Origin of the sequence: Bradyrhizobium sp. 157, assembly GCF_023073815.1 — a bacterium.
Taxonomy (GTDB): Bacteria; Pseudomonadota; Alphaproteobacteria; order Rhizobiales; family Xanthobacteraceae; genus Bradyrhizobium.
In genome coordinates this window covers 143152-157696 of the sequence record NZ_JADPKF010000090.1, presented here as the reverse complement: position 1 = coordinate 157696, position 14545 = coordinate 143152, and the positions used below count along the sequence as shown (strand labels likewise).

Below are 14545 nucleotides of genomic sequence, written 5' to 3'. Positions count from 1 at the left end.
CATCTGAGAATCTCGAGATTCCGGGTTCACGCTGACGCGTGCCCCAGAATGACAAGGGGCTTCGATGGCAGGGTTCTGGGGCATGGGGAAGAGCGATCTAGACACAGGCGTGTCGGCTGACTTCCAGCGCGCGTTGATGCATGAGGTCATGATGACCGAGCTGTTGCGAATCAAGGCGCTGATCGCAACCACCGCACTGCTCGCCATCATTCTTGGGACGGTGTACCTGGTTGCGCCCGAAGCAGTCAGCCGCGTCTGGCACGGCAATCTGAAGCCGGAATACCTCTATGCGATCCTCGTGCCGTTCGTCCTGTTCGAACTGTGGGTGCATGGCCAGATCACCCGCCACATGCAGAAGGGTCGCGACCTACCCATAGTCCGCCGCTACCTCGGTGCGCTGATCGAGACCTCGATGCCGACGATCGCGTTGGCGCTGCACATCAACAGCATGGGATCAGTCGCGGCGCTCGGCTTTGTGACGCCGATGGTCTATTTCATCTTCATCATTCTCTCCACGCTGAGGCTGGATTTCTGGCTCTCCACCTTCACCGGCGCGGTCGCCGCCGTTCAGTTGTTTTGCATGGCGATGTTCTATCATCCGGCGACAGGCGACGCCGAGCCCAGCATTTACTACCACGCCGCGCGCAGTCTGATCATTCTGATCTGCGGCATGCTCGCTGGCGCTGTCGGCCATCAGTTGCGGCGACAGTTCGAGGCGAGCATCAAGGCCGCTACCGCGCGCGACCGCATCACCAATTTGTTCGGCCAGCACGTCTCGCCGCAGGTGGTCGAACGCCTGATGGCGGAGGGCGCCAAGACCGACAGCGACATCCGCCGGGTCGCCGTCATGTTCGTCGATTTCCGCAGCTTCACCGCCGGCGCGCGCACCCGCACGCCGCAGGAAGTGGTGGAGCGGCTCGACGGCGCCTTTGCGGTGCTGGTCGACATTCTCGACCGCCACGGCGGCATCGTGAACAAGTTTCTGGGTGACGGATTTTTGGCGTTGTTCGGAGCGCCCCTCCATGCGTCGGACCCGGCGCACCGGGCGGTTGCCGCGGCGCGCGAGATGCTGGAGGCCAATGCGCGGGCCAATGAAGCGACGAGCTGGCCGCTGCGCATCGGCATCGGCATTCACCTCGGCGAAGTCGTCGCCGGCAATATCGGCTCGCCACGGCGCAAGGAATACACGGTGATCGGCGACACCGTGAACTTCGCCTCGCGGCTCGAAGCGCTTAACAAGGACTTCAACTCGCAATTCCTGATCTCGGAGGCGGTTCGCGACGCGCTCGGCGAAGCGTGCCGCGATGCCGTCTCGCTCGGCGAGGTGGAGGTCAGGGGTTATGAGCGGCCGATGGCCGTGTGGCGGCTGGGATAAAGGGATAGCGACATGCAACGACGATACATCACCGTTGACGTTTTCACCGATCGCGCCTTCGGCGGCAATCCGCTGGCCGTCGTACTCGATGCCGGCGGGCTGTCGACCGGACAGATGCAGGCGATTGCCACTGAGTTCAACTATTCGGAGACAACCTTCGTGCTGCCGCCGCGCGAGAGCGCGAACGACGCGCAGGTTCGCATTTTCACGGTGAACCGGGAGATACCGTTCGCCGGCCATCCCAATGTCGGCACCGCCTTTGTGCTGGCGACGCTCGCCGAAAAGCCGCCGGCGCGGCTGTTGTTCGAGGAAGAGGCTGGTCTCGTGCCGGTCGAGGTCGTGACCGAGCAGGGCAGGGTCGTCAGCACCGAATTCACGGCGCCGCAGCCGTTGAAACGGATGTCGCATGTCAGTGTCGAACAAGCGGCGGCCTGTCTCTCGTTGTCGGCGAGTGACGTCAAGACCGAACGTCATCCGCCGCAGGTCATCTCGGTCGGGCTGGCCTTCCTCGCGGTGGAAGTGGCCTCCCGCGAGGCGCTGCGGCGGGCGAGGCCCGATGCTCCAGCGTTCGCAAGAACCTTTCCGTGCGACGGCAGCGACGCCGTCTACTTCTATACGCGCGACGTGCCGGCCGACGAAAAACCCTGCGACTTGCAGGCGCGGATGTTTCATCCCGGCGCCAGCGGCCTATCCGAGGACCCGGCCACCGGCAGCGCGACGGCCGCCTGCGCGGCGCTGCTTGCCGATCTCGATCCTACCAAGGATGGTGAAGTGAAATTGCGGATCGGGCAGGGCGTCGACATGGGCCGGCCGAGCCTGCTGCTGACCCGCGTCCGCAAGCAGAACGACGCAATTGCGTCCATTCACGTCGGTGGCAGCAGCGTGAAGATGATGGAAGGAACGTTCCGGCTGGATGGCAAGGCGTAAGCGTCTCGTAGCCCGGATGAGCGAAGCGATATCCGGGACCGGTGTTCGTGTCGACCCGGATGTCGCTGCGCTCATCCCGGGGCTACGGTTCTACACCTGCGGCGCGACCAGATTCTCCACCTTCACGCCGTCGCGGTCCTCGATGATTTCGGCGATCCATTGCCGATGACATTGGGTGTGGTCGCGCTCGTAGCAGAGAATGCACACGGGCCCCGACTTCCGCACCAGCGCCGACAGCTCGTCAAGCTGCTCCTTCGCCTGTACCGTCTTGAGGTGCGACGAGTAGATCCGGTGCAGCAGATCGAACTTGCCGCTGCGCGCCGCCTCGCGGCCGTCCTTCGGCGTCCCGAGCCCCTTCAGGTGCAGGTAGGAAATGCCGCGCTCATCGAGGCCAGCCGCGAGTTGATTCTTCGAAAAGCCGGGCCGACGCGACGCCGCCACCGCGCGCACGTCAACCAAAAGCTTGACGCCGGCGGCTTCCAGCTCGTCGAGCACCGCCTTCGCCGGCGTCTGCTCATAGCCGATGGTGAAGAGGCGTTTGGTCCTGCGGGCCATACCAATCCAGACATTATGTCGCTGCCGCAAGGCTACGGTAATGATCGACCGATTGCTACATCTGCATTGCCGATAGAGGCGTCATATCCCATAGTTCGGGGAAAGAGCCAGTCGATGGCCGTTGTCACGGGGGGAAAGCGATGAACCGAATTTGCAGCTCGCTAGCATGGATGTTCGCGTTCGTCGTGTTAAGCGTTGCCGCAACGCACGCACAGTCGGGTTATCCCGACCGTCCAGTGAAGATCATCGTGCCGATCGGGCCGGGCGGCAGCTACGATCTGATTGGGCGGCATCTGGCGGATGCGCTGTCGAAGCGGATGGGGCAGGCCTTTGTGGTCGAGAACAAGCCGGGCGCCGGCACCGTCGTCGGCACACAGGCCGCAAGCCAGAGCGAGCCGGACGGCTACACGCTAGTGGTCGGCGGGCTCTCCAACATGGCATTCAACTCGGCGCTCTATTCCAAGCTCGGCTACGATCCGCGCAAGGACTTCGTGCCGGTCGCGCTGGTCTACAAGTTCGGCTACGTCATGGTCGGCCGCAAGGATTTGCCGCACGGCAAGCTGGCGGACATCGTCGCCGCTGCAAAGGCCAATCCCGGCTCGATCTCGGTCGCGACGGCAGGCGTCGGCACCGGTCAGCAACTGGTAGCGGCTGCCTTCATGAAGGCTGCGGGCGTCAAATTCCTGGAGGTGCCCTACAAGGGCTCGCCGCCGGCCTTTACCGACCTGCTGGCGGGCCGCATCGACCTGTTCTTCGATTCGATTGCCGCCGGGCTGCCTTACGTGCAGTCCGGGCAGGCGAGGGGCATTGCGGTGCTGTCGTCGAAGCGAAGCCCGTTGGCGCCTGATGTACCGACGATGTCGGAAGCCGGTGTGCCCGGCCTCGACGTCGATTCCTGGCTCGGGATATTTGCACCTGCCAAGACGCCACCAGAGGCCATCGCCAAACTGCGCCGGGAAATCCGTGCCTCGCTGCCAGAGCTGAAGGAGCGCTTTGAGAAGAGCGGCGGGGAGCCGTGGGATCTGCCGGACGACAAGCTCGATGCTTTCGTCGCGTCCGAATACGACAACTGGACGAAACTGATCCGCGAGGCAGGCATCAAGCTCGACTGAGGATCACTTCACCCGCTCGATCAACTCCATCGCGCCGGCCGGCGCGCGCACCTTGCCCTCGTGGATCACGTAGGCGAACACGTCGCGCGGCATCTTCTTCGGCTTGGTCTTGTCGACGCGCGGCAGGTCGTCAGGCTCGCCGCCAGCGGCCCAGGCTTGAAACCGCTTGGCCCAGGCATCGAGCTGTTTTGGCGGATAGCAGGTCTTGATCTCGTCATTGCCCTTCTGTAGCCGCGCATAGACGAAATCGCTGACGACGTCGGCAATCGCGGGATATTTGCCGTGCTCGGCGAACACGACCGGCGTCTCGAATTGCCGCAGCAAGGTGATGAATTCCGGCACGCAGAAACTGTCATGCCGCACCTCAACGACATGACGCAGCGCGCGGCCGTCGAGTTTGCGCGGCAGCAGTTCGAGGAACTTGCCGAAATCGGCCGCGTCGAATTTTTTGGTCGGCGCGAATTGCCAGAGCACCGGGCCTAGTCGGTCACCAAGCTCCATCACGCCGGAATCGTAGAAGCGCTTTATGGAGTCTCCGGCCTCCGCCAGCACGCGACGGTTGGTCGCGAAGCGCGGTCCCTTCAACGAAAACACGAAGCCGTCGGGCACTTCACGCGCCCATTTGCGAAAACTTTCCGGCTTCTGCGAACCGTAATAGGTGCCGTTGATCTCGATCGAGGTCAGCTTCGAGGCGGCGTAGGACAGCTCCTTCGCCTGCGCGAGCTTCTCGGGATAAAAAACGCCGCGCCACGGCTCGAAGGTCCAGCCGCCGATGCCGATATAGATGCTGCCGCTGCTGGTTGCGGTCGACTTCGAGGGCTTGCTCACTGGGAAGACTCTTCGAAAAAGAGGAGGGCTCCGAGCGATGTTAACCAACTCGGCCCTGATTGGCCACGGTTCTAACCCGCAAGATCATGCGGAAGTGGGCCGGCCGCTACCGCCCGGAGCGACACTATATGCGCGGGACTGGACCGGCATCGAAGCGAGGCCAGAGCCAAGGCGCTGGCTCATAGGCGTAGCGCTTCGCAAGGAAAGGGCTCCGGAAGACCGGAGTCCTTTGCTTTCACGCATTTGCGCCGAAACGCGCGAACCTCAGGACTTGCCGTGCGTCGCCCGCGTAGTGCCCGTCAGTCCCTTGAAGGGTTCGAGGGTTTGCTTGGCAAGCCGGTTGTGAAGTTCGCAGATCTTCTGCGACTCGGCCACTGACGTCTCATAAGCCCGCTTCACAAATTCGCTTTGAACCATCATCGCCTTGTCGAGCGATCGAGCGCCGCTGAGCTGCTCGACAAAGGATCCGAAGTCCTCGAGCGATTTCCTTGTGTAGTCACGATAGGCGTTCGCAATAGTCTGCAGACTGACCGGCGCTGACTCCGCCGCGGGTTCGACTGGCGCGGACTGGATCGACGCGGCTTCGGCTGGCGCGGGCTCGGCCGGCGCGGGCTCGGCCGGCGAGGGCGCGGCGGCCGGGTGCGGCTCGGGCGACGTGGCGACAGCATCGACCGGCTCGTCGACGGCAGGCTGATCGACCTTCGGGCTTTCCGCGTGCGCCGGCTCCGGTTGCAGCGATGCTTCCTGATCCGGGCTTTGCAACTCAACCGGCGCCGGGCTCGCTGTCGCACTTACCGTCGGATTCTCTTGGGGAGCGGCTTTTTTTCCCCGCTCTCCCTTCCGGTTGCGCCGTCCGGATTTCCCGGCCGGTTTGCCCTGATCTGTATTCGACATCTGCTTCCCCTATTCCCTGCAAATCAAAGGTCGAGACTCCGCCATGTTTGCGATCTAATCGCGGTTCTTGCTTGTCGGTTGCGCGGCGCTCGCGTGGTCAGATTTTGAAGGGCGGAGTCGATGGCCGGTTTTCTCGATGGTCGACGCAGGGACTATTCCTCCACCCGCTTTTTCCATGATATCAGTTCCCGGTCAGGCGTAGGGGAACGTTGAGTATGAATTCGCAGTCAGTCGCCGGTCTTTTGGGAGCCATCGTCGCTTCGATCGTGCTGGTGGCCGCCGTCGCCTATGGGCCGATCGGCCAATATGGAAAACCCGCCAAACCGGCCAGCAGCCAGCAACCGGCGCCGGCGCAGCCGGCTCCTGCGGCGCCAGCGCCGCGCGGGCCGGTGATTCGGGAAGTGCCGAATTAGGAGGCGGACCGCCCCTTGCGGAACGCGGGCGGTGTTCCCATATCTAATTTAACGGCGATGTTGACGCTTCAAAGCTCCGACGCTGGGACGACCATGAATATTGGCTGCGCCGGATGTACGCGCGCCCTCTGTTCGTGGTCGTTGGCATTTTAGACGCTTTTTTAAGGCCGTTTTCCCCCATTGAGTGGCTGTTCCGGAACCCCCGCCTTGGCATGTGGGGCGGCGGCGGATATACGCTGGCGGCCATGAATGACGCCATCAAACCGGGCCCCGAAACCCCGTCGCAGGCCGGTTTGCCTGAGCTTTCGGTCGTCGTCCCGACTTTCAATGAACGCGACAACGTCACCGTGCTGTACCGGCGGCTGGAGGCGACGCTGGCCGGCATCGCCTGGGAAGTCGTCTTTGTCGACGACAATTCCCCTGACGGAACCTGGGAAGTGGTGCGGGGGCTGGCGCGAAAGGATCCCCGCGTCCGCTGCATCCGCCGAATCGGGCGACGCGGACTGTCGGGTGCCTGCATCGAGGGCATTCTGGCATCGAGCGCACCCTATGCGGCGGTGATCGATGCCGACCTGCAGCACGACGAAGCACAACTGCCGAAGATGGTGGCGCTGCTGCGCAGCGGCGAGGCGGAACTGGTCGTCGGCAGCCGCTATATCGAGGGCGGCAGCGCCGACAGTTTCAACAAAAAGCGGGCAGGGGCCAGTCAGCTTGCGACTGAGGTCGCCAAGCGCGCGCTGAAGATCGAGATTGCCGATCCCATGAGCGGCTTCTTCATGATTCGCCGCGACCGTTTCGAGCAGCTGGCGCCGCAACTTTCGACCCAGGGTTTCAAGATCCTGCTTGATATCGTCGCCTCCGCGCAGGGCAAATTGCGCACCATCGAAATTCCCTACACCTTCGGTTCGCGCCAGCACGGCGAGAGCAAGCTCGATTCCATGGTGGCGCTGGATTTCCTCGGCCTGGTGCTGGCGAAACTGACCCAGGACGTGGTGTCGCTGCGTTTCCTGTTGTTCGCGATGGTCGGAGGCACCGGCCTTGTCGTCCATCTCGTGGCGCTGTTCATCGCGCACGAAATCTTCAATGCCCCGTTTGCTGAGGCGCAGGCCATTGGCGCGCTGGTCGCCATGACCAGCAATTTCATCCTGAACAATTTCCTCACCTATCGGGACCAGCGGCTGAAGGGATTTGCGATCCTGCGCGGTCTGTTGCTGTTCTATCTGGTGTGCGGCGTCGGCCTGCTCGCTAATGTCGGCGTCGCGTTCGCCGTCTTCGACCAGGAACCGATCTGGTGGCTCGCGGGGCTTGCCGGCGCGCTGATGGGCGTGGTCTGGAACTACGCCATGTCCGGACTGTTCGTCTGGCGCAAGCGATGACCGATAGCGTTTTCGAGCGAAGTGGATACCAGTTCGCGAGAGGGATGATGGGATGACGCGCGCGCCTCACGTTCCGCTGTCATTGCCCGGCTTGACCGGGCGATCCGGTACGCCGCCGCCTTTCGATCTGGTTACTGGCTTCCCGGCGTACTGGATCCCCGCTTTCGCGGGGATGACGGGTGGCGGGCGGGACGACGAGTGGTGGGAAGGTCAAAACAACGAGTTGGAGCCCGGTCCTGATACAATTAGGACCGGTAGCGCTCCAAAATGAACTCGAACGAGGCGCGCGTTGCTCTCAACACGGGTCTTGCGATCCTGGCGCTGGTGGCGCTGCGGCTCGTAGCCGCGGCTTTCACGCCGATCACCTTCGACGAAGCCTATTACTGGATGTGGTCGAAGCATCTTGCCGGCGGCTATTACGATCATCCGCCGATGGTTGCCGCGGTGATCCGGCTCGGCACCCTGATCGCAGGCGATACCGAGTTCGGCGTGCGGCTGGTCTCGATCCTGCTGGCGCTGCCGATGAGCTGGGCGATCTACCAGGCCGCCGCCATCCTGTTCGGCAGCCGGCGCGTCGCCGCCTCGTCGGCGATCCTCCTAAACATTACGCTGATGGCCGCGGTCGGCACCATGATCGTGACGCCGGACGCGCCGCTCCTGGTGGCGTCCAGTCTCCTGCTGTTTGCGCTCGCCAAGGTGTTGCAGACCGGCCGAGGCGTGTGGTGGCTAGCGGTCGGCGCAGCGGCCGGCTGCGCGCTCTTGTCGAAATACACTGCACTGTTCTTCGGACCCGCCATCCTGATCTGGCTGATCGCGGTTCCCAAGCTGCGGCACTGGCTGGTCTCGCCCTGGCTTTATCTCGCTGGCCTCGTTGCCCTAGCGTTGTTTGCACCGGTCATTCTGTGGAACGCCGAGCACCACTGGGTGTCTTTCATCAAGCAGATGGGGCGGGCGCGGATCGAGGATTTTCGGCCCGTCTTCATCGCCGAACTGATCCCGACGCAGATCGCGTTCGCGACGCCGCTGGTGTGGATGCTCGGCGCGATGGGGCTCTACGCGCTTCTTCGCCGCCGGGCCGGCGCGCTGCCGGCGCGCGCGCTGGTCAATGTGATGTTCTGGATCATCGTCGCCTATTTCGTCTGGCATTCGCTACATGCGCGCGTCGAGGCCAACTGGTTTGCGCCGGTTTATCCTGCGTTTGCCATCGCCGCCGCCGTCGCCGCGCATCTGGTCGACTGGGAGCCGCGCTGGCAGCGCCTGGTCGATTTCTGCCGGCGCTGGGCAGTGCCGGGCGGCGTTCTGATGTTCGTGCTGCTGGTCGTGCAGGCCGACACCGGCGTGCTCTCGGGCTATCGCCGCGATGCCACGGTGCGCAGCGTCGGCATCGGCTGGCGCGAAACGGCCGCAGAGATCGAAGCGGCGAGGGCGCGAACGGGAGCCACATGCGTGCTGGCCTCGGATTACGGCACCACCGGCTGGCTCGCCTTCTATCTGCCGAAGGGCACCTGCGTCGCGCAGCAGAGCCAGCGCATCCGTTGGGTCAACATGCCCGAGCCCGACGCGGCGCAGCTCGCCGGACCGCTGCTTTATGTCCGCGAGGTCTGGCCGGGGGATCCTCCGTTAAGGGACAGGTTCGCCAGCGTGGAGAAGGTCGGCGAGGTCGAGCGCAGACGCGGTCCGCTCGTGGTCGAGACCTATGCGCTCCATCTCCTGCGCGGATCGAAGGGCGAGGTGTTCGACCGGACACCGCCGCCGGAACTGCAATAGGACGCACGGCTCCGGTCACTCGGCGGCGTCGGGATGCGTGCGTTGGTCCAACGCCGGATGTTCGCTCCGCCATAGCCAGACCGCGAGCGAGCCCGACCTGCCGCGAATCTGCGCCTCGACCGGGCCGGCAAGGCTGCCGGGCTTCAGCCGCGCGCCGGTGCGTTCGGCTGCGATGCGCAGCGTATCGCTCACCGCCAGCCGGACATCGTGGCGTGCCGCCACTTCCATCAGACGGCTTGCCACATTCACGGTGTCGCCGGTCGCGGTGATGTGCTGATGGTTGCGGCCGCCGAGCCGGGAGGCGACGATCGGCCCGAAATGCGCGCCGATCTTGAATCCGATTCGATGCGCGATTGCCGGCGGCAACGCTTCGATCCAGCGTTCGGTCTTGACGCAGAGCGCGATCGAACATTCTGCCGCGCGTGTAGCGTCATCCTCCGCCGGCTCCGGCAGGCCGAACAGGATCATAGCGCCGTCGCCGAGAAAACTCGTGATCATGCCACCGCATCCCGTCGCTTCCTTGTCGACCAGCGCGTGAAATTCCTTCAATAGCCCCCGTGTGGCATCCGGATCGAGCGTTTCGCTGAGCGAGGTAAATCCAGAGAGATCGATGAACACGACCGCGGCATTCTGCCGGACCGGCGCCAGCAGGAAGTCAGGATCGCGTGTCAGCCATTGCTGCAGGCCCGGCGTCTGGAATTGTTCGAGCAACCTGTTTTGTACGGCGAGGTGCTGGGCACTGCGTCGGCCCGACCATAGCTGGACCGCCCCGAACAGCATGAGCGGCGGCGCTGTTGCGGCAATGGTGGTCGCGGCGTCGAGCCAGATGCCGTGCGCGAAAGCAACCGTATTTGCGGTCGCCCATGCCAGCACGACCGCGCTGACCGCCACGAGACCGATTGGGTTTCGCCGCCACACCAGCAAGCCGACCAGCAACATCGGGAGCAGGATCGCCGTGATCGCCCCGGCGATACGAACCGTTTGGTTGCGCACGAGGCCGTCTCCCGCGACCAGATGCGTAATCGCAGTGGAAATGATTTCCACCCCAGGCATCAGTGAATCGAACGGCGTCGGAAAGAAGTCGCCGGCGCCGGTTGCGGTCGCGCCGAGCACGATGATGCGGCCCTGGATGGCTTGCTTGTCGACATGGCCGTCGACCAGACTGGCGGCGCTGATCGTGCGAATGGTCTGGCGTGGGCCGTAATAGGAAATCGGCAGCGCATAGTGGGAGGCGGTTGGGATCGGCCGATCGCCGAACCTGAGGCGGTCGGGCTCGATCGTCAGCGGTTGGTCGATCGCGATCGATGCGACCCGGAGCGGAAGCGACAATTCGATCTTGTCGCCCGTCCGGAACAGCATCGGGACCGAGAGCGGCGTGCCGGTCTGGCCGGTCGCCACATTGGCGATACCGACTTCCGCGCGGTCGGCGAATGCCGGCAGCGGCAGTAGGAAGCGGCTGGCCTTCGGCAGACGGGCCAGGGGCCCGTCGTTGTCAGCGGAAGGCTGAACGGTGTTCGAAAATACCGCAGCCGCTGCAAGCACTGTCGGACTCGCCGCGAGCGATTTCGCGAGCGCCGCATCGCCGTCGGCGGGTCCCTTGTCGATCAGCAAGAGATCAATCGCGATGACTTTCGGCTCCAGCCGCGCGATCGCCTCGACGATTTTGGCTATCTCCGCGCGCGGCAGCGGATAGGTGCCGACGAGTTTGACGATAGTGTCGTCGATCGCAACGATCGTGACGAGGTCCGGCGGCGCCTTCACGCCGCGCACCAGCGTGCGCACGTCGGTCAATGCCGACTCGAGCCGGTCGAGGAACCGCAGATGGCCGGCCGAATGGCCGAGCCACATCGCGCCTGCCCACAATCCCGTGCAAAGCAACACAACCAGAATATGAAGGCGTCGACGGCTCATCCGCTCGGCTTCTATTGTCCCAATCTTGCCATCAAGGCCGCAACGCGCGCGGGCGGCCAGCGTTTGACGATCAACTCGCCGGACGGCTCGACATCGACGCCATCACCGGCGCCGAGTACGACGCTGCCGCGGCCGACGGGGCGCGCCACGCGCACGCGGCCATCGACGACGAAGACCGATGTCTTCGCCCCTTCGGCGTCCACCGTCCATTTGGTACCGCGCACCGCGGCAATCGCCTGCGGTGTCATAACCTCGAACCTGACGCGGCCCGGCTTCTTCGGCACTTCGAGCAGCAGGGCCTTGTTGCTGAGTTCAACGGAATCGACCTGGCCATCACGGTTGCGATCCCTGAGTTCGAACTTCGCGCCGCTTTCGGCCACGATCGTGATCGCGTTCTGGCAACGCAGCGTTTGCGTTCCCTGGGCCGTCGATGCGGACATGCAGCCTGATTTTGCCGGCTGCGCCGCCGCAGGTCCGGCGAACAGCAGCATGCCTGCCAAGGCGATCGATCCGGCGCGTGCCAGCATTATCATAGCGGCCCCCTTTGGGGTACGGCGAAACAGAAGGAGTAAGGTGATACGGTACCGTATCAAGCGCCGCGATCCAGCGCAAAGCCAATAATAGATGATATTATGTCTGCCTTCGGCGGGTAAGGTTCGGCGAAATCTTCCGGTCCGGCAGTTCAGCAAAAAGATCCGGTAAATCAGCACGGAAACGGCTCGAAAGTGGACCCAAACGGCGGCTGGAACATCGAAATTTCCGTTGCGCAGGTGTCGGACCGACGAGGCGCGAAACGTCTTGTAACCAGAAACGTCTTGTAACCACTCGACCACAACCGAGGTGTTGCCATGTCCAGTTCCGCACTGAAACCTGCCGCCGAACTCGCAAGCACAAGCCGCGTGCGCCTTCCTAACGAGAGCACCGAATATCGCCGCGCCCGCGAACAATTGCTGGCCGAGGAGATCGAACTGCGCCGTCACATCGAGCGGGTCGCCGAGTTGCGCCGCGCGTTGCCGCCGGGCGGCGCGGTGACGAAGAACTATGAATTCGAAGGCGAGGGCAGCAAGGTCACCTTGTCGGACCTGTTCGGCGACAAGCAGACGCTCGTGATCTACAGTTACATGTTTGGTCCGCAGCGCGAGCAGCCGTGCCCGATGTGCACCTCGTTCATGAGCACGTGGGAGGGCAAGCTGCCCGACGTCGAACAGCGCATCGCCTTCGTGTTCGTGGCGCGCTCGCCGATCGCACGATTGATCGAAGCGAAGAAGGCGCGCGGCTGGACACGGCATAAAATCTATTCGGACGCGTCGGGCGATTACACGCGCGATTATGTCAGCGCGGCAGATGCCGATGTGCCCGGCTACACCGTGTTCACGCGCCGCGACGGCAGCATCCGCCATTTCTGGTCCGGCGAGATGGGACCATCGACCGCCGACCCCGGACAGGACCCGCGCGGCGCGCCCGATATCGATCCGCTGTGGACCATTCTCGACACCACGCCGGAAGGGCGCGGCAAGGACTGGTATCCGCGGTTCAGCTATTAGCGAGGTGCTCGCGGCTGACGCCGACCCATTTACAAATCCGGAAATTGATGTAAGTGATCGCGCGCTTCCGCCGATCATGGAAAGACGATGCCTCGTATAGAAACCAATCCGTCACGTTGTGCAGGCCAGCCGGTCGTCCGGCATGGTCGTGCCTTGGCGTGCGCAATTGGCGTGTATTCGATTGGGGCATCGTATCCGCAAGGCAAACTACCAGCGTAACGCGGCAGCGGTCTCCCTCTGCCGCCGAGGCAGGGAATGATCCGCGGTGTGCCATTCGTGGCAAGCTCGACTTCGTAATTCCTCCCTGCCTGCAAAACCAACCCGACCTGTGTCGCGATTGACGCAGGTCCTTCCGAAGTCCTGAGCGGCCTGCGGAACGAAGTATGCAGTGAAGGAGAGTGAGATGCGATCCGATCCCTACCAGGAGCGCGCCAGGGCCTTGGCCGTTGAAGCCGGGCTCGACCCCGATGCGAAGATCGACAGGCCCGGCCAGCGGCCGATGCCGACCTGGTGCCTGTTCCGTGATGCCGCGCGCAAAGAGAAGCTTGCACGCGATGCGGAGGCTATTGCTTCCGATATCGCGCTCAGGCCGCAGGCGGCGCAATACCAGAACAGCCCGCTCAAGATCTTCGGCAAGCACGAGGACGCCACGATTGCGCAGATGCGCAATTGCATGTCGGTTGGCAACGCAGTCGCCGGCGTCATTTGCGCGGACGGCCATCTCGGCTATGCCCAGCCGGTCGGCGGCGTGATCGCCTATGAGAGGCAGATCAGCATCTCCGGTGTCGGCTTCGACATCGGCTGCGGCAACATGGCTGTGCGCCTCGACACGCCGTTCAGCCAGATCGAGAGCAACGTCGGAACGATCATCAAGGACGTGCACAGCGTGATTTCGTTCGGCGTCGGACGTACCAACGACGAGCGCGTCGAGCATGACCTGTTCGACGATGATGACGCGTGGCGTGAATCCGACATGGGCGCCTACCGGCAGAAGGCAGCGTCGCAACTCGGCACCGTCGGTTCGGGCAACCACTATGTCGACCTGCTGCGCGACGAGGAAGGCTTTGTCTGGATCGGTGTGCACTTCGGCAGCCGTGGCCTCGGCCACACCAGCGCGACCCGCTACCTCAAGGCCGCGGGCGGTAAGGACGGCATGAACGTGCCGCCCGCCGTCATCGATGAGGACAGCGAGATCGGGCGGCGCTACACCGCGGCGATGCAACTCGCCGGGCGCTACTCCTATGCCGGCCGCGAATGGGTGGTCGAGCGCGTGCGTCGGATCATCGGCGGCGTGATCACCGACATGGTTCACAACCACCACAATTACGCGTGGCGGGAGAACCATGGCGGCAAGGATTTGTGGGTAGTTCGCAAGGGCGCGACCCCGGCATTTCCGGGACAGCGTGGCTTCATCGGCGGATCGATGGGCGACGAGGCTGTCATCGTCGAAGGTGTCGACAGCGAGGAGGCGAAGGCTTCGCTCTACTCGACAGTGCACGGCGCGGGCCGCTTGTTTGGCCGCAGGGAGGCCAAGCGCCGGTTCACTCGTGCCGAGATGGACGCATGGTTGCAATCGCGTGGCGTGACGTTGATCGGCGCGGACCTCGATGAAAGCCCGATGGCCTATCGCCGCCTGCCGGAGGTGATCGCGGAGCACGCCGGCTCGATCAAGGTGCAGCATACGCTGCGTCCGTTCGCAGTGGCGATGGCCGGCGAGAACGAGTTCGACCCGTTCAAGGATTGAGGCCGAACTTGGCCCGTTATGGGACATCCGGTGTTGCGTCACGCCGGGTGTCCCTGATTGGCACCAATTCCCGCATCACTACGGGGGTGATTTCCCCAA

The 14545-nt window shown here is 63.7% G+C and carries 13 protein-coding genes; 8 read left to right on the top strand and 5 right to left on the bottom strand.

Annotation, left to right across the window (positions count from 1 at the left end):
* Positions 1-64: 64 nt before the first annotated feature.
* Together IVA95_RS26515 and IVA95_RS26510 are read left to right on the top strand one after the other, a co-directional pair.
* A complete protein-coding gene (locus IVA95_RS26515) occupies positions 65-1375 on the top strand; it encodes an adenylate/guanylate cyclase domain-containing protein (RefSeq protein ID WP_247513176.1) in 1311 nt (436 codons plus the stop codon).
* A gap of 12 nt (positions 1376-1387) precedes the next feature.
* The gene (locus IVA95_RS26510; RefSeq protein ID WP_247513175.1) at positions 1388-2302 is read left to right on the top strand and encodes a PhzF family phenazine biosynthesis protein; all 915 of its coding nucleotides are present in this window, start codon (positions 1388-1390) and stop codon (positions 2300-2302) included.
* 90 nt (positions 2303-2392) lie between these two features.
* Here the strand turns inward: IVA95_RS26510 and IVA95_RS26505 are convergent, their stop codons facing one another.
* On the bottom strand, positions 2393-2857 hold the full coding sequence (locus IVA95_RS26505; RefSeq protein ID WP_247513174.1) for a DUF488 domain-containing protein: 465 nt from the start codon (positions 2855-2857) through the stop codon (positions 2393-2395).
* 140 nt (positions 2858-2997) lie between these two features.
* On the opposite strand from IVA95_RS26505, the gene IVA95_RS26500 reads away from it, so the two are divergent.
* Positions 2998-3969 (top strand): tripartite tricarboxylate transporter substrate binding protein, encoded by a 972-nt coding sequence (locus IVA95_RS26500; protein WP_247513173.1) that lies wholly within the window; start codon positions 2998-3000, stop codon positions 3967-3969.
* 3 nt (positions 3970-3972) lie between these two features.
* Here IVA95_RS26500 and IVA95_RS26495 read toward each other — a convergent pair whose 3' ends face one another.
* Both IVA95_RS26495 and IVA95_RS26490 read right to left on the bottom strand, forming a co-directional pair.
* The gene (locus IVA95_RS26495; protein WP_247513172.1) at positions 3973-4797 is read right to left on the bottom strand and encodes a DUF72 domain-containing protein; all 825 of its coding nucleotides are present in this window, start codon (positions 4795-4797) and stop codon (positions 3973-3975) included.
* A 264-nt stretch (positions 4798-5061) separates the two neighbouring features.
* Complete coding sequence (locus tag IVA95_RS26490) at positions 5062-5691, bottom strand: phasin family protein (protein WP_247513171.1); 630 nt, start codon at positions 5689-5691, stop codon at positions 5062-5064.
* A 215-nt stretch (positions 5692-5906) separates the two neighbouring features.
* On the opposite strand from IVA95_RS26490, the gene IVA95_RS26485 reads away from it, so the two are divergent.
* From IVA95_RS26485 to IVA95_RS26475, 3 genes are all read left to right on the top strand, one after another.
* Positions 5907-6104, top strand: a complete 198-nt coding sequence (locus IVA95_RS26485) for a hypothetical protein (RefSeq protein ID WP_213245840.1) — start codon at positions 5907-5909, stop codon at positions 6102-6104.
* A 245-nt stretch (positions 6105-6349) separates the two neighbouring features.
* Complete coding sequence (locus IVA95_RS26480) at positions 6350-7480, top strand: glycosyltransferase family 2 protein (RefSeq protein ID WP_247513170.1); 1131 nt, start codon at positions 6350-6352, stop codon at positions 7478-7480.
* A 267-nt stretch (positions 7481-7747) separates the two neighbouring features.
* Positions 7748-9247 (top strand): glycosyltransferase family 39 protein, encoded by a 1500-nt coding sequence (locus IVA95_RS26475; RefSeq protein WP_247513169.1) that lies wholly within the window; start codon positions 7748-7750, stop codon positions 9245-9247.
* 15 nt (positions 9248-9262) lie between these two features.
* Here the strand turns inward: IVA95_RS26475 and IVA95_RS26470 are convergent, their stop codons facing one another.
* Together IVA95_RS26470 and IVA95_RS26465 are read right to left on the bottom strand one after the other, a co-directional pair.
* The gene (locus IVA95_RS26470; RefSeq protein ID WP_247513168.1) at positions 9263-11158 is read right to left on the bottom strand and encodes an adenylate/guanylate cyclase domain-containing protein; all 1896 of its coding nucleotides are present in this window, start codon (positions 11156-11158) and stop codon (positions 9263-9265) included.
* Positions 11159-11169: 11 nt separating this feature from the next.
* Complete coding sequence (locus tag IVA95_RS26465) at positions 11170-11691, bottom strand: FecR family protein (protein WP_247513167.1); 522 nt, start codon at positions 11689-11691, stop codon at positions 11170-11172.
* A gap of 315 nt (positions 11692-12006) precedes the next feature.
* Here IVA95_RS26465 and IVA95_RS26460 point away from each other — a divergent pair, with 315 nt between their 5' ends.
* Together IVA95_RS26460 and IVA95_RS26455 are read left to right on the top strand one after the other, a co-directional pair.
* On the top strand, positions 12007-12702 hold the full coding sequence (locus tag IVA95_RS26460; RefSeq protein WP_247513166.1) for a DUF899 family protein: 696 nt from the start codon (positions 12007-12009) through the stop codon (positions 12700-12702).
* Positions 12703-13105: 403 nt separating this feature from the next.
* The gene (locus IVA95_RS26455; RefSeq protein WP_247513165.1) at positions 13106-14446 is read left to right on the top strand and encodes an RtcB family protein; all 1341 of its coding nucleotides are present in this window, start codon (positions 13106-13108) and stop codon (positions 14444-14446) included.
* The last annotated feature ends 99 nt before the right edge of the window (positions 14447-14545 follow it).